Raw genomic sequence first — 18,822 nt, forward strand, 5'->3', positions numbered from 1 at the left:
TAATGGCTAAGAAAATAACATTAGCAGAAGCGACGCGTCTAATTAAACCGGGTCAACGGGTGATGGTAGGTGGTTTCATGGCTAACGGAACACCGGAAGCGTTAATCGACGCTTTAGTCGCTAAAGGTGTCAACGACTTAACGTTAATCTGTAATGACGCCGGCTTCCCTGATAAAGGGGTAGGCAAAATGGTGGCAAAACATCAATTCTCAAAAATTATTGCCTCACATATTGGGCTAAATAAAGAAGCGGGCCGTCAAATGAACGAAGGCGAAACAAACATCGAATTAGTCCCTCAAGGTACATTGGCTGAGCAAATCCGAGCAGGGGCTTTTGGTTTAGGCGGCTTTTTGACACCAACTGGGCTTGGGACGCTAGTTGAAGAAGGCAAGACGAAATTTGAGGTCGATGGTCAATTATATTTACTCGAAAAACCAATCAAAGCAGATGTGGCGTTAATTTTGGCTGATCTGGCAGATGAATGGGGGAATTTACGCTATAGGGGATCAGAAAATAATTTCAATCATTTAATGGCGATGAACGCTGATGTCACAATTGTCTGGGCGCGTAAAGTAGTGCCTATCGGGACGATTGCGCCAAGTGATGTGCAGACGCCTCATATTTTTGTCGATTATTTAGTGGATGGAGGTGCGAGCGATGACGAAACTAAGTAAAGCGCAACTACAGGAACGTATCGCCAGACGAGTAGCACAAGAATTACCGAATCACTCCTTAGTAAATTTAGGAATTGGCTTGCCAACTAAAGTAGCCAATTATTTGCCAGAAGGCGTGACGATTACGTTGCAATCCGAAAATGGTTTTGTAGGCCTTGATAAAGCGGGTGATGAGCCAGATCCAACCATTGTTAATGCCGGTGGTCAAGTGGTTGGGATTGTTGACGGCGGTGCCTTTTTTGACAGTGCCACATCATTTGGGATTATTCGTGGCGGACATGTTGATGTAACGGTGTTGGGGGCGTTGCAAGTCGATGAACAAGGCAATATTGCCAACTACTTAATACCAGGTAAAATGGTGCCGGGGATGGGTGGTGCGATGGATTTATTAGTAGGGGCTAAAAAAGTCATCGTCGCAATGGAACACACTAATAAAGGCAAATGGAAAATTTTGAAACAGTGTAATTTACCGTTAACCGCTGTTAAAGTCGTCGATTTAATTATTACGGAGATGGGTGTTTTTTCTGTCGGAGAAGCGGGTGTTGTGGTGGAAGAAATTCATCCAGATTATACGTTAGCAGAGGTACAGGCAGCCACGGAAGTTACGTTAATAACTAAAAAAAGGAGAATTAATATGTCCAAACAAGTTGTTTTTATTACAGGTTCAGCAAGCGGTATAGGTAAACAAATTGGTGAAACCTTCCTAAAAGAAGGCAAAATCGTGATGTTTTCCGATATTAATCAAGAAAAGTTAGATGAAGTAGTGAAAGACTATATTGCGCAAGGTTATGACGCAGATAGTGTGTTGTGTGATGTGACCAGTGAAGACGCCATTAACGCTGCGATTGACACAACGGTTGAACGATACGGCCGTCTAGATATTTTAATTAATAACGCAGGTCTACAACACGTTTCGATGATTGAAGATTTCCCGACTGAAAAATTCGAGTTCATGATTAAAGTCATGTTGGTGGCACCGTTTATCGCTATCAAACGCGCCTTTCCAATTATGAAAAAACAAGGGTTCGGGCGGATTATTAGTACTGCTTCCATTAATGGTTTGATTGGTTTTTCGGGTAAAGCCGCCTATAATTCAGCTAAACATGGCTTGCTAGGGTTAACGAAAGTAGCTGCGCTTGAAGCAGCTGATTCAGGCATAACCGTCAATGCTATTTGTCCCGGTTACGTTGACACACCACTTGTTCGTGGCCAATTTGATGATTTATCAAAGACACGTAATATTCCGCTAGAAAAAGTTTTAGAAGAGGTGCTGTATCCATTAGTGCCACAAAAACGTTTACTAGATGTGCAAGAAATTGCTGACTATGTGTCTTACTTAGCTAGTGACAAAGCAGACGGCATTACTGGACAACCAATTGTATTAGACGGAGGTTATACCGCTCAATAAAGATCTGAGTGAGTTAGAAGGGTTAGTAACATAATTGAAAAAGTGTTGCTAACTTTTTTTTGATGAAAGGAGCAAGACGATGGAGATGATTGCGCCGATTGGTGTGCTAATAGGGCTAGTCGCGATTATTTATTTTACAGTGAAAGAAATCAATATTTTAATCGCTGCCCCGCTAGCCACTTTAATTGTGATAGTGTTGAACAATATGTCAATTGTTGATTCTTTGTTGGGAAAAGAAGCCAATAACTACATGGGAGCCCTGTCAACGTATGTGATGAATTATTTTGCTATTTTTTTACTCGGTTCGATTTTGGCAAAATTAATGGAAGTAAGTGGAGCGACAACCGCCATTGCTGATTTCATATTAAGCAAGGCTGGTTATGAAAATCCTTATCGCGTACTCGTGGCAATTTTTATTATTAGTGCCATTTTGACGTATGGTGGAATCAGCTTGTTTGTCGTAATGTTTGCTATTTTACCATTAGCACGCTCGTTATTTAGAAAAATGGATTTGTCTTGGAATTTGATTCAAGTACCGCTGTGGTTAGGAATCGCAACGTTTACGATGACGATTTTACCTGGAACACCGGCAATTCAAAATGTTATTCCGATTGAATACTTGAATACCTCCTTAACATCAGCTTTAGTTCCCAGTTTGTTAGGAAGTATTGGTTGTGTTATCTTCGGATTATTTTATATGAACTATTGTTTGAAAAAGAGTTTAGCAGCCGGAGAAACCTACGCGACTTATACCGATGGTGGTGAAGAAGAATTGACTGAAAAAGCTTTACCGCCTTTTATATCCAGTATTGCGCCATTAGTTTTATTAGTAATAGTTGCCATTAGTGGCAGTTTATTCGGCAACGAGTTTATTAAAAAAAACATTATCTACGCCGCCTTACTAACGGGAATCGTGGTGGCGTTAGTGTTGTTTTGGTCATTTATTGATAAAAAAATTGCGACCTTAAGCGTTGGGGCAGGTGGCTCGCTGGCGCCAATTTTTGCGACAGCTTCAGCGGTCGCCTTTGGAGCAGTTGTAATGGTCGCGCCAGGATTTGAAGTTTATTCGGATTTGATTTTGAATATACCTGGCAGTCCGCTAATTAGCTTAACGGTTTTAACATCAGCCATGGCGGCAATTACTGGGTCATCTTCAGGAGCGCTAGGGATTGTTATGCCTAACTTTGCGCAGTACTATTTAGACGCTGGTGTACATCCAGAAATGATCCACCGCGTCGCTGCCGTTGCCTCGAATATTTTAACGATTGTCCCCCAATGTGGTGTGTTTCTAACGTTTATAAGTTTGACAGGCTTAACCCACAAAAATGGCTTTAAGCAAACCATTATTACCGTATTTGGCAGTACGTTGATTGCGGAGGTAATAATAATTTTGGTGGGGGCTTTGATGTACGGGTAGCTGCTTGGATGAAAAAATACTGATCGTTTTTTAAAGATTTTTTTATAATAAAGGTCATTTATGTTAAACTCAAATTATAACGATTTTATTAGCGGTTAAGGTGAGTTTTGGCATAAGTGACCTTCATAATTGTGTAATTAATTATGGTGAATATTAGTCATAAATTAAATGAAAATTAAGGAGAAACCATGAGTAGAAGTTCATTTTTTGAAATCCCTAATTTAGATGTACGTTTTCCATTTCGCTCTTTTTTGGATAACGGTCAAAGTTTTGTTTATCCGCATTGGCATAAAGAGGTGGAGTTTATTCGTGTTATTAAAGGTACGGTAAAAATTGGCGTAGATGATCAGCTGCTAACCTTGGCTGAAGGCGATATTTATTTTTTAGATAGCGGTGTGCCTCATTACTTTTTAGCTTCTCCAGAAAGTGTACGCGCAGTTTATCAATTTGATTTGTCGTTATTTAGTAGTATTTTATTTGATCAAAATTTTGGTGAGACTATCACAGAGATTTTTGCGAGTCGTGAAAATTGGAGTCGAAATTGGCAAGATGGGACAACACAAACAATGCATGAATTGTTAAATAGATTATTAAGTAATTACGAGCAATTTCATCAGAATAATTTATACGAATTGCTTCTTGATTTACATCAATTGTTACGTATTATGTTGAAAGAATTGCCTCATAAACAGCAAAAAAGTCGTGCGGTGATGACACTGAATTCATTAAAAGATAAAGAAACAATCGCTAAAATGGACACAATTTTTTCTTATTTAGAAGCTAACTATCATCAAAAAATTAGTTTGGAAGAAATTGCGCAGACCATTGGCTTTAACTCACAATATTTTTCACGATTTTTTAAAAAACAAACGGGTATCACCTTTACGGAATTTTTGACGGAATATCGGATTAATATTGCTAAAGCATTGCTGAGTAGTGAAAACAGTTCGATGATTGAAATCTCTGAAAAATCAGGCTTTAACAGTGTCAAAACCTTTCATCATGTCTTCAAAGATAACGTAGGTATTTCGCCTAAAAAATACCAAAAGTCAATATCTGGGAATTAAAAACTATCCATTGGGAAGAAATCTTTCTTGTTTTTTTATATAGTGTTATTAATAAAGAAAACACTTACAAAAAACAGGAGGGATTTTTTATTATGTCAGTTAAAGTTGGAATTATCGGTTGTGGAGGAATTGCGAATGGCAAACACATGCCAAGTTTAGCAAAAGTAGAAAACGTGGAGATGGTTGCTTTTTGCGATATTATCGAAGAACGTGCAGTTAAAGCAAAAGCGGATTATGGCATAGCCGATGCGAAAGTCTATACTGATTACCGTGAAATGTTAGCGGATACATCAATTGAGGTGGTTCACGTATGTACCCCGAATAGTTCGCACGCAGAAATCTCGGTAGCGGCAATGGAAGCTGATAAACATGTTATGTGTGAAAAACCGATGGCTAAAACGAGCGAAGAAGCACGCCAAATGGTCGAAGCTTCAAAAAGAACAGGCAAAAAACTAACAATCGGTTATCAAAATCGTTTCCGTACAGATTCTCGTTACTTACATGAAGTGTGTGAAGCAGGCGAATTAGGCGATATTTATTTAGGAAAAGCCAAAGCTATTCGTCGTCGTGCCGTACCAACATGGGGCGTATTCTTAGATGAAGAAGCTCAAGGTGGCGGTCCGTTAATTGATATCGGAACACATGCCTTAGATTTAACGTTATGGATGATGGATAATTACAAACCAAAATATGTGGTCGGCAATGCTTACCATAAATTATCAAGTACAAAAAATGCGGCAAACGCTTGGGGTTCATGGGATCCTGAGAAATTCACAGTCGAAGATTCAGCGTTTGGTTTTGTAACAATGGAAAATGGCGCAACGATTACCTTGGAAGCAAGTTGGGCCTTAAATGTCCGCGACGCTGGTGAAGCTCAAACAACGTTATGTGGAACAAAAGCAGGGGCTGATATGATGGACGGTTTACACATTAACGGTGAGAAAAACAGCTTATTATACGATCAAAAAATTGAATTAGAAACTGGTGGTGTTGATTTTTATGACGGTTCAAGCAGCAGTCCAGAATATCTGGAATCCAAACAATGGATTGACGCAATCGTTAACGATACGGAGCCAGTCGTGAAACCAGAACAAGCGTTAGTTGTAACAGAAATTTTAGAAGCTATGTACTTATCATCTAAAACAGGTGAACCTGTTTTCTTAAATCGCTAAGAAAAGGAGCAAAACTAAATGACGAAGACGGCCTTGCAATTATGGAGTGTTAAAGAAGCGTGTGTGGAAAATTTTGCGAAAACATTGTGTGAAGTAGCGGATATGGGTTACGAAGGAATTGAATTTGCCGGTTATTATGACATGCCCGCAGAAGCGTTACGTGAGTTATTAGAGGAGCTAAAGCTTGAAGTAGCAGGTTCGCATATTCCAATCGAACGTTTAAGAGAGTCGTTTGATGACGTGGTGGCGTATGAAAAAACAATTGGCAATCAACGTATTGTCGTACCATGGCTTCAACACGAAACTACCGATGAGTGGTTGGCAGCTTTTGAAGAATTAACGATGTTCCAAGAAAAGTTAGCAGCGCGTGATATGACGTTGATTTATCACAATCATGCCCATGAATTGTTGGATTTTGAAGCGTTTAATGTATTGGCTGAGATGGCAAACCATGTCCCAACGATTAAATTTGAAGTCGACACTTATTGGATTGCGTATGGCGGTCTGGACGTTTTAGACTGGCTAAATACTTATAAAGAGCGAGTAGAATTATTACATATTAAAGAACTGATGGGCACAGGTGATGCGCGCGAAAGTACGGAAATTGGTAACGGCGTGTTACCTATTAGTGACTATGTCGCATTTGCGCAAGAATACGCAATTGAATGGTTGATTATCGAACAAGAAGCGTTCCAAAATCACACACCACTTGAAAGTGCTCGTCTTAATGTTGAACGATTGAAGGAGTTAATGTCATGATTAAAGTTACCGTTTGGAATGAATACCGACACGAAAAACAAAGTGAACAAGTAAGAGCCGTTTATCCTGAAGGAATTCACGGTCAGTTAAAATCATTTTTACAAGAAGAATTTGAGGTAACAACTGCGACCTTGGACGAGCCAGAACATGGTTTAACCGAAGAAGTATTAGCCTCAACTGATGTCTTAGTGTGGTGGGGACATATTGCGCACGGCGAAGTTCAAGATGAGATTGTTAATCGTGTTCATCAGCGCGTTTTAGAAGGAATGGGCTTAATCGTTTTACATTCAGGACACATGTCGAAAATTTTCATGAAACTAATGGGGACATCTTGCGATTTAAAATGGCGTGAAGCCGATGAAGTGTGTCGCATGTGGAATGTAAACCCTAGCCACCCGATCACTGAGGGCGTAGGTGAATTTATTTATTTAGAAAAAGAAGAAATGTACGGCGAGCACTTTGATATTCCAGCGCCAGATGAGTTGTTGTTTGTGAATTGGTATCAAGGGGGCGAAGTCTTTAGAGGCGGTTGTACGTTTAGACGCGGCAACGGGAAGGTTTTTTACTTCCAACCAGGTCATGAAACGTATCCTTCTTACTACAATGAACAAGTGCAACGTGTGATTCAAAATGCGGTGAAATGGTGTCGTCCAACAACTAACGCGTATCCAAAATATGGCTATCATCAACCGTTAGAACAAATTTCAAAGGGGGAAGCATAATGAAATTAGGCGTCTTTACACCAGTTTTTAATCAATTAAGTTTTGAAGAAATGATTGAAAAAGTTGCGGAATCAGGCTTAACGGCAGTTGAAATCGGCGTTGGGGGAAACCCAGGAAATGCCCACTGTGACGTTGAAACATTACTAGCCAGTGAAGAAGCGCGCGCGATTTATTTAACTAAATTAGCTGAAAAAGGTTTAACGATTAGTGCCTTTAGTTGTCATAATAATCCGATTGATCCTAATCCAGTGGTCGCTAAAGAAGCTGATGAAACGTTAAGAAACGCGATTAAATTGGCGTCGTTAATGGGTGTCCCAGTCGTTAATACGTTCTCAGGTATTTCGGGTGCTAACGAAACGGATACGGCGGTTAACTGGCCGGTTTTACCATGGCCGACTGAATACGGCGATAACTATAACTTCCAATGGGAGCAACGTTTAATTCCTTATTGGAAAGGAATTAATGATTACGCGACTGAGATGGGTGTTAAGATCGGGATTGAATTACACGGTGGTTTCTTATGCCACACGCCTTATACGATGTTGAAATTACGTGAAGCAACTGGTGAAGCCATCGGTTGTAATTTAGATCCAAGTCACTTATGGTGGCAAGGAATTGACCCAGTTGGTGCGATTAAAATTTTAGGTAAAGCTGGCGGGATTCATCATTTCCACGCGAAAGATACTTACTTAGACCAAGACAACATTAACATGTACGGCTTAACGGATATGCAACCTTATGGCAATGTCCAAACACGCGCTTGGACCTTCCGTTCAGTGGGCTGTGGTCATAGTATGCAGGAGTGGTCAGACATTATTAGCGCTCTGCGTTTATACGGCTACGACTATGTCTTGAGTATTGAACACGAGGATCCATTAATGTCGATTGATGAAGGGTTCCAACGTGCGGTGACGAACCTACAATCAATTATGATTCATGATCAACCAACTGAGATGTGGTGGGCTTAAGGAGGAACTAACGATGAAAAAAATAAAATTTGTTGTTATCGGTTTTGGGGGCATGGGCAGTTACCATGCACGCGATTTAATTGGCAAAAACGAATTTGTTGAAACATACGGTGTTTATGATATTGACGGCGCTAAAAATCAACAAGCAACAGAGGAAGGTTTTAACGTTTTTGAAAGTTATGAAGCTGTTTTAGCAGACGAACAAGTTGACGCAATCTTAGTGGCAACGCCTAATGACGTCCATAAAGACTTAGTCATTCAAGCCTTACATGCGGGGAAACATGTGGTTTGTGAGAAACCTGTGACGATGAGTGTCGCTGATTTTGATGAAATGGTAGAAGTAGCGGACGAAACAGGACAAACGTTAATGGTCCACCAAAACCGACGTTGGGACCGTGACTTCTTAATGATTCGTGAATTGTATCAAAACCAAATAATTGGGGAGCTATTCCAACTTGAATCACGCGTTCACGGTGCCAATGGTATTCCTGGTGACTGGCGCCATCTACCAGAATACGGTGGTGGCATGGTCTTAGACTGGGGTGTGCATTTACTAGATCAACTACTTTTCTTAGTAGATAGCCCCGTTAAATCAGTCTATGCCGATTTAAGCTACGTCTTAGGCGATCCCGTCGACGATGGCTTTGTCAGCTTTATTACCTTCGAAAATGGTTTACGCGCTCAAATCGAAGTCGGCACTAGCAACTTTATGAAGTTACCACGTTGGTACGTTAAAGGCACACAAGGAACAGCCTTAATTCAAGATTGGGATTTAAGTGGCCAAGTTATCAAACAAGTTGTGACCGATGAAAAAGTCGAGCCAACACCAATCCAAGCTGGCCAAGGCTTAACTAAAACAATGGCCCCACCATCTGAAGAAATGATTGAACCTTTAGCATTACCAGAAGGCATTGCCGAATTCCCAGAATTTTACGAGAACGTCTATCAAGTTATTAACGGCTTGAACGAACCAGTCGTTAAAAATCAAGAAGTTAGAAACGTCTTACAGTTGATTGAAGAAATTTTTGAATCAGCTGAAGGGAATCGTGTAGTGAACTAATTGACAAAGAAAAACCGACTGTTTAGGCAGTCGGTTTTTACTATATGAATGTTGATATTAATCAATGCACGCTTCTAAATCCGCCAGTAAATCTTCCAAATCTTCAATCCCGCATGACAAGCGAACTAGCGTTGGTGTTACGCCCATTTTTAGGCGTTCTTCTTCGGGCATGCAAGCATGTGACATGTTCCATGGGTATGATAAAATTGATTCCACGCCCCCTAGGCTGACCGCGACAATTGGGACATGACAGTTATTAAAGAGTTTTTCAATTTGCGCCACTGTTTCTAATTCGAAGGATAGAACGGCCCCACCATCTGTTGCTTGTTTCATATGAATCTCATGATGTGGGTGTGAACTTAGTCCAGGGTAATAGACCTTGGTAACGGATGTTTTTGATTCTAAAAATTCAGCAATCGCTTGAGCGTTTTTAACCGACTGTTGCATACGCAATCCCATCGTTTTAACGCCTCGTAATAATAACCACGCGTCTTCAACTCCTAGAATCCCTCCAAGTACTTTTTGGTGAACCTTCAATGTTTGATATAAGTTTTCAGAATTTGTAGCCAATAGTCCAGCTACGACATCACTGTGGCCATTAATAAATTTAGTGGCGCTGTTGATACTAATATCCGCTCCTAAAGCAAGTGGTTGTTGTGATAGCGGTGTCATAAATGTGTTGTCGCAAGCGGTTATAATGTCGTGCTTTTTGGCAATCGCGCAAACGCTGCTGATATCTGTAATCGTTAATAATGGATTAGAAGGTGACTCTAAATAAAACATTTTTGTATTCGGTTGGATAGCTGTTTCCCAAGCATGAATATCAGCTTCGTCAACAAACGTATAACTTACGCCAAAACGTTCTAAAAATTCTGTGACTGTTTGGAATGTTCCGCCATAGATGTTTTTCCCTAATACTAAGTGATCGCCGTTAGAAAGTAAAAATAATACAGCATTAATCGCTGCCATACCTGATGAAAAAGCTAATCCGTAATGTGCGTTCTCCAAAGATTTGATACATTCTTCCGCTGCGTCGACCGTTGGGTTAGCAAACCGTGTGTAGCTATACCCTGTATGATTAAAGACGTCAGTTTGATGAAAAGTTGAAGCTTGATACTTAGGAATAGATGAGGCACCGGTCACTGAATCGATGACAGGATAGCCGTGCAATAATTTCGTATTGATTTGCATGAAAACTTCCTCCGAATCGTTAGTTTGTTTAATAAATATTCGTTAACTATATCTTACTGTATAAACGTACCATGTGGAAAAAAAGAAAGTCAACTAAAAGTTGATAAAAAATTATCATAATTTATCAAAAATTAAAATTAGATGAAAGTTAGTGAAAAAATGAACATAAACTATAATATAACGTTTAAAACGTTTTCTGTTTCTTATAAGTTTGTTGACGTACGTTTTTTGATATGCTAAATTTTTAGTGAAAGAACAATCATCATAAAATTTTATCATGATAATAACTAATCGAATGAGGAGATTATTATGTCAAAAATACCAGCAGCAATTGGACCATACGCAACTTATCGTGAAGTGGGAGATTTAATTTTTGTATCAGGTCAATTACCAGTTAATGGGGTAACAGGTGAAATTGAAGCAACAGATATTAAAGGACAAACCAAACAGGTTATGGAGAATATTCAATTAATTTTAAATGAAGTGGGGGCTAATTTTGATCAAATTGTAAAAACAACTTGCTTCTTGAGTGATTTAAGTGGGTTTGTTTCGTTTAACGAAGTTTACGGCTCGTATTTCACGAATGAATATCCCGCTAGATCAGCGTTCCAAGTAGCAGCGCTGCCTAAAGGTGCGTTAGTAGAAATTGAATTTGTTGTGAAAAAATAAAGGGGATTGATGAATGGAAATTATTGTAATTGGAGGGATCGCGGCAGGTATGAGTGCGGCAGCTAAGGCTGCTCGCACCAACAAAGATGCGACCGTAACGGTTATTGAAAAAGAAAATTACGTTTCATTTGGTGCCTGTGGTTTACCTTATTATTTAGGTAATCAGTTTGAAGATGAGCAAGAAATGTTTGCGCGCACACCGGAACAAATGCGTGCGTCAGGCATTAATTTATTATTGGCGCATGAAGTGACTGCCGTTGATTTTGAGAGCAAAAAGTTAACAATAACAAATTTAACAACGAATGAGACCTTGGTTAAAACATACGATCGGCTAATGTTAGCAACCGGTGCAACACCGATTGTGCCACCGATTCCGGGCATCGAATCATCAAACGTTTACACTATTACAAAACCAGAACGTGTGATGACGTTGAAAGCAGATTTAGCTGATTATCAAAACATCGTGGTTATCGGTGGTGGATTCATCGGTATTGAAGTAGCCGATCAGTTAGCGATACAAGGTAAAAAAGTAACGGTTATTGAAGCCGATAATGTCATTATGGGAGGGCCGTTTGATCCAGAATTCTCCAATAAAATTATGGAAGCAGTGAGTGAAGAAGGCGTTATCATTAAGACACAAGAACGTGCACAAGAGTTTGTCACAGCTGATGGTAAGGTGACATTAGTTAAGACGGACAAAGGTGAATACCCAGCTGATGTAGTGATTGTGGCAGTTGGTTTCAGACCGAATACTGGCTTTTTATCAGGTCAATTGGAGATGCTCGCTAATGGTGCGATTGTGATTGATGAGTACGGTGAAACCTCTATCCCAGACGTTTATGCGGCGGGTGATTGTGCGACGATTCATCATCGTTTAGCTGGCACAATGTATATTCCACTCGCAACTGTTGCTAATAAAATGGGGCGTATTGTAGGAACTAATATTGCCTCTAATTCTGAAGAACGTATGGCTTATATCGGAGCGTTAGGCAGTAGTGCCATTAAAGCTGGCGCTTATGAAGCAGCAAGTACTGGTTTAACCGAAAAACAAGCACGTGGTTTAGGGTTAGATATCAAAACGACCTGTATTGAAACCAACAACCATTCGAATTATTATACGGTTCAAGAGAAAATTACGATTAAATTAGTCTACGATGCTAACAGTTATGTGTTATATGGCGCACAGCTGTTTGGTAAAAATGAAACGGTCTTACGTTTAACAGGTTTAGCGACAGCCGTTCATGCAGGTTTGACGACCAAAGAGTTAGGTTTTATTGATTATGCGTACGCACCACCGTTTGCTTCAACTTGGGAAGCCATTAACGTGGCAGCCAATACAGCAAAATAAAACAACTAAAGAGGAGATGGAAGGATGATTGATGTACCGTTTTTTACCCAGTTTTTAAAAATGAGTAACTTTTTCACGATAGGAGCGATTGTCTTATTAGTCATTGCCCTATATAGTTTGAAAGTTATGAAAGAGAAAAAAGTTAATTTCTCGAAACGAATGATCATCGCGTTAGTAATCGGTTTAGCAATTGGTGTAATAATTGATTTAATAGGAAGCAATAATAGTATTTATGTTGATTACGCACGTGGTGAAATTTCAGTTTGGTATGGCTTACTAGGAAGTGGTTTCCTTAAATTAGTACAATTACTTGCAATTCCAGTGGTATTTTTATCAATTATCAAAGTAGTCATTGACGTTAAAGGGGAACGTATTAAACATTTAACGGGTAAAACATTTGCAACGCTTTTAGGTACGACGGCTATTTCGGCTATTGTAGGTATTTTGGTAGTTAAATTATACGGATTGAATGGCGCTGATTTTGCGGCTGATTTAACCGAACAAAAAGTTGAATCAATGGCGAATATCGCGTCTCAAAGTTTCCCAGAATTTTTCTTAAATTTAATTCCTAATAATATTTTTAGTGTGATGAGTGACAATGGAAGTATTGTATCAGTCGTAATTATTGCGGCGATGTTTGCAGTAGCGATTCGTTTCTTACAAGTGAAGAAACCAGAACAAGTCGCGCCATTTGTGACATTATTAGATTCATTAAAAGTAACCGTGAACTCAGTTTTAACTAACGTTATCAAATTAATGCCTTACGGTGTCGTTGCGTTAGTAAGTAACACCATCATTTCAAATGGTATTCAAGCGATTACTGGGATGCTTGGTTTCATCGCAGCGTTATACACAGGTGTGTTTATCATGTTATTGGTCTACATGGTGATTTTAATGGCGATGGGTGTCAATCCATTTATTTTCTATAAAAAAGCGTTCACTACTCTGTTATTTGCCTTCTCATCTCGTTCAAGTGTTGGGACATTACCATACACTATCACAACATTAGAGCGTGACATGGGTGTATCAGGTGAAACAACTAACTTTGTGGCAACTTTAGGAACTGCTGTTGGGATGAATGGCTGTGCCGGTGTTTTCCCAGCGATGCTAGGAACGTTAATTGCGTCAGCAGTTGGGACTGAAATGAACTTCTCATTCTTCGTATTAGTTGTTTTGGTTGTAACAGTTGGATCAATCGGGATTGCCGGTGTTCCCGGAACGGCAACTGTAGCAGCGACCGTTACTTTAAACGGTTTAGGTTACGGTCACACGATTGCAAGTATCGGAGCTATCTTCGGGATTGATCCGATTGTTGACATGGGTCGTACGATGTTAAACGTTGCTGGTTCAATGGTATCAGCGATTATGGTTGATAAGTGGGAAGGGACGTTTGATAAAGACGCCTTTAATCGCGAAGTGAAGCCAGTTGAGGAATAATAAATAAGTCAAATAAACAAGCAGTTTAGCACATTATCTCGTGCTAAACTGCTTGTTTACTTGTGGTTGACGATTTTTAAATAGCGATAAATACTCGGTTCGGAAATATGGAAAATTTCGGCGACTCTAGCGACCGCACCTTTGACTTGGAAAACACCTTTATCATTGAGGTCACGGATAATGGTTAGTTTTTGTTCTTTGTTTAAGGGATGAGTAGGATGGATAAGCTCCCAACTAATCGTTGTTTTAATGATATCTTCTAGCGATTCCTCTAATACTTCAACAGTGTCCAGCGGCTGTTCTTCGTTGAAGTGTACCGGGCTAGTCTGTGTTAATCCGACAAGCGATAAAATATTTGTCGCAAGTTGTTCATATTTACTAACATCCTGATTAATACAGAGTAATCCTTCTAATTGGTTGTTTGATCCTTTAATAAAGAACGTTGCACCACGTAACTCATGCCCGTTAATTGTTTGAGATTTGTAGTTCACAATGAATTCTTGGGTTAGATGATGGTTAGACTGGATAAGTTCTAACGCAAAACCAGTAACAGGAGAATTCAACGTTCGTCCGCTAATATGATTATTTTCAATAGCAGCAATATGATAGTTATCCTTTTCTAAAACATGCAGAATAACTTCAAAATTTTCGCCGAGTGCTTTGCCTAGAAATTTAGTCAGTGATTGATAAAAGTGCAATGTTTCTTGTTTCATGACGCCTCCTAAGTAACCGTAATCATTATATAATCATAACACAAAACCTGATTCAGTATTAGCTTAAACAAGCGCTACATCACAAAAATAAATCAGATAGCGCGAAAATTACAAAGTAATCGTGCTATCTGATAATGTTTGCCAGGATAGTGATGCTCGTATATGGATTGGCGTATTGCTGTTACAGTGATTGCTTAGCTTGTGTAATTTGTAATCTAACTTGTTCGAAACTAGTGCCGCCTGCTGAATTTCGGCGTATCACTGCTTGGCGCGCATCAAGTACCTCATAAATATCGGCTTCAATTAACGGTGAAACGGCTTGATAGTCGCTCAAAGGAATATCTTGGAGATAGTTGCCATTTTGTGTGCATTGTAAGACTAACTTACCAACTATTTCATGAGCTTGGCGGAAAGGTAGCCCTTTATTTGCTAGGTAGTCTGCTAATTCAGTCGCGTTTGAAAAGTCTTTTTGGGTCGATGCTTGCATGTTATCGTTTTTAACCGTCATTGTGTCAATCATACCGGCCATAATTTCAAGGCTAGCGCTGACTGTTGCCACAGTATCAAACATGCCTTCTTTATCTTCTTGAAGATCTTTATTGTATGCTAGAGGTAAACCTTTCATAATCGTCAACAAGCCGAATAAATTACCATAGACGCGTCCTGTTTTTCCACGGATTAATTCGGCCATGTCGGGATTTTTTTTCTGAGGCATAATTGAGCTGCCAGTTGAAAAAGTATCGGTCAATTCGACAAATTGATACTCATAACTACACCACAATATTAACTCTTCGCAAAAACGTGAGAGATGCATCATAAGTAGCGAACTATTGCTTAAAAATTCTAAAATAAAATCACGATCACTTACCGCATCTAAACTGTTCGCATAAATTCCACTAAAGCCTAATTCATTAGCAGTTAATTCTCTGTCGATAGGGAAAGTGGTCCCGGCTAGCGCCGCACTGCCTAGTGGTGAGAGATCAATACGTTTTAAACTTTCATTGAAGCGTTCATAATCACGCGTCAACATGTGATAGTAGGCCATTAAGTGATGCCCGAATGAAATCGGTTGGGCATGTTGTAAATGGGTATAGCCAGGTACTAAAGTTTCGATATGTTCTTCGGCTTTAGCAACTAACACCGAACGGAAGTGCTTGATTTTTTCGATAATCGCGCTGACTTCTTCTTTGAGGTATAAATGCATATCGGTGGCGACTTGGTCGTTACGGCTACGGGCAGTGTGAAGTTTGCCAGCGATTGGTCCGATTTCGTCATGTAACATTTTTTCGATATTAAGATGGATATCCTCATTTTCAATGGTGAACGTTAATTCGTTATTGGCCAGTTTTTTTTGTAAATTCGTTAGGCCGTTACTAATCAGAGTACTTTCTTCAGGTGTTAAAATGCCTGTTTCACCCAACATTTTCACGTGGGCTAAACTTCCTAAAATATCTTGTTTAGCTAAGGCCTGATCGAAGCTGATGGATGCACCAAAAGCGTCAATCCAGGCTTCGTTTTTGCCGTCAAAACGGCCACCCCATAATTTTGTCATCGTCTGTTCCCCCTTAAAAGGTTCTCGTTGTAGGTACTAGTAGATTAATTGATTTGTTGTTGAACTTCAGCGTGCACTTTTGAGGGTAAGCCCCACAATTTGATAAAGCCAATGGCAGCCTGTTGATCAAAGGTATCAGCCGATGTATAGGTCGCCAAGTTTTCATTGTATAAGCTATTCGTCGATTTACGTCCTTCAACGATGACGTTACCTTTGAATAACTTCACGCGAATTACCCCATTTACATATATTTGCGTTGATTTAAGAAAAGCAATTAACGCCTCAGTCAGTGGATTAAACCATAACCCGTCATAAATAATTTGGCTTAATTTTTGTTCAATCATTGGTTTGAAATGAGCTAATTCACGCACGAAAGTTAAATCTTCCAGTTCCTTATGCGCCAACATTAAAGTTATTGCACCAGGACATTCGTAGACTTCACGTGATTTAATGCCCACTAAACGATTTTCGACATGGTCAATACGACCGATTCCATGTTTACCAGCCAAATCGTTTAACGTTAAAATCAACTGACTAAGTGGTAAGGGTTGACCATCAAGTGCAACAGGTACACCTTCTTTAAACGTGATTTCGATAATATCGGCTTGATCAGGTGTCTCTTCTAATTCAGCCGTTAATTCGTAAGCACCGGTTGGTGGTGTCGCCCAAGGATCTTCTAAGACGCCACATTCACACGCACGTCCCCATAAGTTTTGGTCAATCGAATAAGGAGAGTCTAAATTGGCTGGAATGGGAATATTGTGTTCTTGTGCGTACGCAATTTCTTCTTCACGTGACCATTGCCACTCTCTAACAGGTGCGACCACTTTTAATTCAGGAGCGAGAGTGTTAATCGCTACTTCAAAACGAACTTGGTCATTTCCTTTTCCGGTACAACCGTGCGCAATTGTTGTGGCACCTTCTTGTTTGGCTAACTCGACTAATTTTTTTGCAATTAGCGGGCGTGATAAGGCGGAGACTAATGGATATGACTGCTCATAATAAGTATGACCTTGTAAGGCAATTAGTGCATATTCATGCGCAAATTCTTCTTTTGCATCGATAGCATAAGAGGCTATCGCGCCAACCTTTAATGCCTTATCTTTAATGAATGCTGTATCTTTTCCTTCCCCAATATCTAAACAGCACGCGACGACGTCATAATCTTTTGATAACCATTTAATCGCAACAGATGTATCTAAACCACCTGAATAAGCTAAAATTATTTTTTCTTTCATCCTAAACACTCCTCATCTTCCCTTTGTTGATAGATTGGACCTATCATACCACCACGTTTTGTATAATTCAATATAAAAGTTCATAAATATTCAATATTATTGGATATAAAGGATAAAAATGCAATTAAGTTGAATATAACGGTGTTTCGAATAAAATGGGAATTTCATGACTCAATTGGTGTTTTATGTGTTAAAGTGGGGGAAGTAAGTTTATTAAAATGGAGGGTTAATTTTGGTAGCGACTTATTTAAATATTTTGGTTATATTTGCCATGATTATAATTGGATACATTTTATCTGCAAAAAAGTGGTTTAATAACAAGATGATTGATGCATTTTCTAAATTGGTTTTAAACATTGCGTTACCGTTAAACATGTATTTGAATATGATTGAAAAATTCGAGCATGATGAATTTTTAACTTTAGCGACGGGGATTGTCTTACCAGCGGTGTCGATTGTCGTGACATTTATTTTATCAAAAGTTTTTTGTTCTTTATTTAAAGTCAGTACCAATCGTAGAGGTGTATTCCAGACTATGTTTACCGCGTCGAACACGATTTTTATGGGATTGCCAATTACAACGGCAGTCTTTGGGGAACACGCAATCCCGTATGCTTTGCTGTACTATATGTGCAACACGTCGTTCTTTTTTACTGTGGGTATTAGTTTGATTGCGAGTGACCGAGAAGGGGCGAGTATGACGTGGAAGTTTGATTGGCGTGATCTTGTTCGAAAGTTATTAAATCCAGCACTAGTTGGTTTTTTTATCGGCTTATTATGGATGTTGTTAGAGTTGCCAAAAATTAAACCATTACTTGACTTTAGCCGCTATATGGGCGGGCTAACGACGCCATTATCACTTTTTATCATTGGAATGATTGTTTATCAAACAGGTTGGAAAAGCATTAAATTTAATCATGAGGTGGCGGGAGTCTTATTGGGTCGTTATCTTGTATCACCATTAGTTGTTTATTTGTTATCCTTTATTATTCCGGTACCAGTATTGATGTTAAAGGTCTTCATGCTGCAATCAGCCATGCCAGTTCAAAATTCAATGGCCATGTTAGCTAGAGCTTACGGAGCAGATGAAGTCTTTGCCACATCGAGTTTAATTTATTCGATTTTATCCTATTTAGTGGTTATCATCGTTTACTTGTTCCTATGGATTTAAGCTTTTTACTTGAGATGATAGACAAACGTCTTGATTGTGTTAAAATAAGTGGTCGACTAATTAAACGTCAATTGTCTGTAATTGGAAAATAAAGGAGTTTAAATCAGCATGAGTTCAAAAGATAAAATGTTAGAATTAATTAAGAAAAAACAAGGCGGCGGTCGCTCAAAAGAGATGCAAGAACCAAAAAACACGCGCAAAAATATGCGTCGTGGGCCGAAAATTTATATTAAATAAGAAAAAACTGCTCGAGTCG

The 18,822-nt window shown here is 39.3% G+C and carries 18 protein-coding genes and 1 pseudogene; 15 read left to right on the forward strand and 4 right to left on the reverse strand.

Annotation, left to right across the window (positions count from 1 at the left end; all coding sequences use genetic code 11):
- Positions 1 to 2 precede the first annotated feature (2 nt).
- From FA707_RS00635 to FA707_RS00680, 10 genes and pseudogenes are all read left to right on the forward strand, one after another.
- A complete protein-coding gene (locus FA707_RS00635; RefSeq protein ID WP_136952411.1) occupies positions 3 to 674 on the forward strand; it encodes a CoA transferase subunit A in 672 nt (223 codons plus the stop codon).
- Positions 658 to 1,287 (forward strand): annotated as a pseudogene (locus tag FA707_RS10500) (3-oxoacid CoA-transferase subunit B); the annotation flags it as partial. The gene FA707_RS00635 and the pseudogene FA707_RS10500, both read left to right, overlap by 17 nt.
- A gap of 21 nt (positions 1,288 to 1,308) precedes the next feature.
- A complete protein-coding gene (locus FA707_RS10505) occupies positions 1,309 to 2,082 on the forward strand; it encodes a 3-hydroxybutyrate dehydrogenase (protein ID WP_136954134.1) in 774 nt (257 codons plus the stop codon).
- A gap of 79 nt (positions 2,083 to 2,161) precedes the next feature.
- The gene (locus FA707_RS00650) at positions 2,162 to 3,499 is read left to right on the forward strand and encodes a GntP family permease (protein ID WP_136952412.1); all 1,338 of its coding nucleotides are present in this window, start codon (positions 2,162 to 2,164) and stop codon (positions 3,497 to 3,499) included.
- Positions 3,500 to 3,687: 188 nt separating this feature from the next.
- On the forward strand, positions 3,688 to 4,566 hold the full coding sequence (locus FA707_RS00655; protein WP_136952413.1) for an AraC family transcriptional regulator: 879 nt from the start codon (positions 3,688 to 3,690) through the stop codon (positions 4,564 to 4,566).
- 92 nt (positions 4,567 to 4,658) lie between these two features.
- On the forward strand, positions 4,659 to 5,738 hold the full coding sequence (locus FA707_RS00660) for a Gfo/Idh/MocA family protein (RefSeq protein WP_136952414.1): 1,080 nt from the start codon (positions 4,659 to 4,661) through the stop codon (positions 5,736 to 5,738).
- 18 nt (positions 5,739 to 5,756) lie between these two features.
- Positions 5,757 to 6,497, forward strand: coding sequence for a sugar phosphate isomerase/epimerase family protein (locus FA707_RS00665; RefSeq protein ID WP_136952415.1), 741 nt, complete (start codon positions 5,757 to 5,759; stop codon positions 6,495 to 6,497).
- Positions 6,494 to 7,219 (forward strand): ThuA domain-containing protein, encoded by a 726-nt coding sequence (locus FA707_RS00670; protein ID WP_136952416.1) that lies wholly within the window; start codon positions 6,494 to 6,496, stop codon positions 7,217 to 7,219. Before FA707_RS00665 ends, FA707_RS00670 begins: the two co-directional genes overlap by 4 nt.
- Entirely contained in the window at positions 7,219 to 8,187 is a 969-nt protein-coding gene (locus FA707_RS00675; RefSeq protein ID WP_136952417.1) for a sugar phosphate isomerase/epimerase family protein, read from the forward strand. The genes FA707_RS00670 and FA707_RS00675 overlap by 1 nt, the downstream gene beginning before the upstream one ends.
- A gap of 13 nt (positions 8,188 to 8,200) precedes the next feature.
- Entirely contained in the window at positions 8,201 to 9,247 is a 1,047-nt protein-coding gene (locus FA707_RS00680; protein WP_136952418.1) for a Gfo/Idh/MocA family protein, read from the forward strand.
- A gap of 57 nt (positions 9,248 to 9,304) precedes the next feature.
- Here FA707_RS00680 and FA707_RS00685 read toward each other — a convergent pair whose 3' ends face one another.
- Positions 9,305 to 10,438, reverse strand: a complete 1,134-nt coding sequence (locus tag FA707_RS00685; protein ID WP_136952419.1) for a trans-sulfuration enzyme family protein — start codon at positions 10,436 to 10,438, stop codon at positions 9,305 to 9,307.
- Between the two features lie 309 nt (positions 10,439 to 10,747).
- Here FA707_RS00685 and FA707_RS00690 point away from each other — a divergent pair, with 309 nt between their 5' ends.
- Genes FA707_RS00690 through FA707_RS00700 form a run of 3 tightly spaced genes read left to right on the forward strand, consistent with a single transcriptional unit; the run spans position 10,748 to position 13,892 of the window.
- On the forward strand, positions 10,748 to 11,107 hold the full coding sequence (locus FA707_RS00690; RefSeq protein ID WP_136952420.1) for a Rid family detoxifying hydrolase: 360 nt from the start codon (positions 10,748 to 10,750) through the stop codon (positions 11,105 to 11,107).
- A gap of 13 nt (positions 11,108 to 11,120) precedes the next feature.
- Complete coding sequence (locus FA707_RS00695) at positions 11,121 to 12,455, forward strand: CoA-disulfide reductase (protein WP_136952421.1); 1,335 nt, start codon at positions 11,121 to 11,123, stop codon at positions 12,453 to 12,455.
- 24 nt (positions 12,456 to 12,479) lie between these two features.
- The gene (locus FA707_RS00700) at positions 12,480 to 13,892 is read left to right on the forward strand and encodes a cation:dicarboxylate symporter family transporter (RefSeq protein ID WP_136952422.1); all 1,413 of its coding nucleotides are present in this window, start codon (positions 12,480 to 12,482) and stop codon (positions 13,890 to 13,892) included.
- Between the two features lie 56 nt (positions 13,893 to 13,948).
- Here the strand turns inward: FA707_RS00700 and FA707_RS00705 are convergent, their stop codons facing one another.
- From FA707_RS00705 to FA707_RS00715, 3 genes are all read right to left on the reverse strand, one after another.
- Positions 13,949 to 14,605 carry a helix-turn-helix transcriptional regulator gene (locus FA707_RS00705; RefSeq protein ID WP_136952423.1) on the reverse strand — a complete coding sequence of 219 codons (657 nt, stop codon included), beginning with the start codon at positions 14,603 to 14,605 and terminating at the stop codon, positions 13,949 to 13,951.
- A gap of 181 nt (positions 14,606 to 14,786) precedes the next feature.
- Positions 14,787 to 16,157: an argininosuccinate lyase gene (gene argH, locus FA707_RS00710; protein ID WP_136952424.1), complete on the reverse strand. Its 1,371-nt coding sequence runs from the start codon at positions 16,155 to 16,157 to the stop codon at positions 14,787 to 14,789.
- Positions 16,158 to 16,201: 44 nt separating this feature from the next.
- Positions 16,202 to 17,395 (reverse strand): argininosuccinate synthase, encoded by a 1,194-nt coding sequence (locus FA707_RS00715; RefSeq protein WP_136952425.1) that lies wholly within the window; start codon positions 17,393 to 17,395, stop codon positions 16,202 to 16,204.
- Between the two features lie 232 nt (positions 17,396 to 17,627).
- Here FA707_RS00715 and FA707_RS00720 point away from each other — a divergent pair, with 232 nt between their 5' ends.
- Both FA707_RS00720 and FA707_RS10570 read left to right on the forward strand, forming a co-directional pair.
- The gene (locus FA707_RS00720; protein ID WP_136952426.1) at positions 17,628 to 18,566 is read left to right on the forward strand and encodes an AEC family transporter; all 939 of its coding nucleotides are present in this window, start codon (positions 17,628 to 17,630) and stop codon (positions 18,564 to 18,566) included.
- 108 nt (positions 18,567 to 18,674) lie between these two features.
- A complete protein-coding gene (locus FA707_RS10570) occupies positions 18,675 to 18,803 on the forward strand; it encodes a hypothetical protein (protein WP_281277685.1) in 129 nt (42 codons plus the stop codon).
- Positions 18,804 to 18,822 lie beyond the last annotated feature (19 nt).

The organism is Vagococcus zengguangii (assembly GCF_005145005.1).
Taxonomy (GTDB): Bacteria; Bacillota; Bacilli; order Lactobacillales; family Vagococcaceae; genus Vagococcus_A; species Vagococcus_A zengguangii.

Excerpts from the sequence above, each read along its gene's own strand:
- FA707_RS00635 (WP_136952411.1), top strand. The coding sequence starts at position 3 with ATGGCTAAGAAAATAACATTAGCAGAAGCGACGCGTCTAATTAAACCG.
- FA707_RS10505 (WP_136954134.1), top strand. The coding sequence starts at position 1,309 with ATGTCCAAACAAGTTGTTTTTATTACAGGTTCAGCAAGCGGTATAGGT.
- FA707_RS00650 (WP_136952412.1), top strand. The coding sequence starts at position 2,162 with ATGGAGATGATTGCGCCGATTGGTGTGCTAATAGGGCTAGTCGCGATT.
- FA707_RS00655 (WP_136952413.1), top strand. The coding sequence starts at position 3,688 with ATGAGTAGAAGTTCATTTTTTGAAATCCCTAATTTAGATGTACGTTTT.
- FA707_RS00660 (WP_136952414.1), top strand. The coding sequence starts at position 4,659 with ATGTCAGTTAAAGTTGGAATTATCGGTTGTGGAGGAATTGCGAATGGC.
- FA707_RS00665 (WP_136952415.1), top strand. The coding sequence starts at position 5,757 with ATGACGAAGACGGCCTTGCAATTATGGAGTGTTAAAGAAGCGTGTGTG.
- FA707_RS00670 (WP_136952416.1), top strand. The coding sequence starts at position 6,494 with ATGATTAAAGTTACCGTTTGGAATGAATACCGACACGAAAAACAAAGT.
- FA707_RS00675 (WP_136952417.1), top strand. The coding sequence starts at position 7,219 with ATGAAATTAGGCGTCTTTACACCAGTTTTTAATCAATTAAGTTTTGAA.
- FA707_RS00680 (WP_136952418.1), top strand. The coding sequence starts at position 8,201 with ATGAAAAAAATAAAATTTGTTGTTATCGGTTTTGGGGGCATGGGCAGT.
- FA707_RS00685 (WP_136952419.1), bottom strand. The coding sequence starts at position 10,438 with ATGCAAATCAATACGAAATTATTGCACGGCTATCCTGTCATCGATTCA.
- FA707_RS00690 (WP_136952420.1), top strand. The coding sequence starts at position 10,748 with ATGTCAAAAATACCAGCAGCAATTGGACCATACGCAACTTATCGTGAA.
- FA707_RS00695 (WP_136952421.1), top strand. The coding sequence starts at position 11,121 with ATGGAAATTATTGTAATTGGAGGGATCGCGGCAGGTATGAGTGCGGCA.
- FA707_RS00700 (WP_136952422.1), top strand. The coding sequence starts at position 12,480 with ATGATTGATGTACCGTTTTTTACCCAGTTTTTAAAAATGAGTAACTTT.
- FA707_RS00705 (WP_136952423.1), bottom strand. The coding sequence starts at position 14,605 with ATGAAACAAGAAACATTGCACTTTTATCAATCACTGACTAAATTTCTA.
- argH (WP_136952424.1), bottom strand. The coding sequence starts at position 16,157 with ATGACAAAATTATGGGGTGGCCGTTTTGACGGCAAAAACGAAGCCTGG.
- FA707_RS00715 (WP_136952425.1), bottom strand. The coding sequence starts at position 17,395 with ATGAAAGAAAAAATAATTTTAGCTTATTCAGGTGGTTTAGATACATCT.
- FA707_RS10570 (WP_281277685.1), top strand. The coding sequence starts at position 18,675 with ATGAGTTCAAAAGATAAAATGTTAGAATTAATTAAGAAAAAACAAGGC.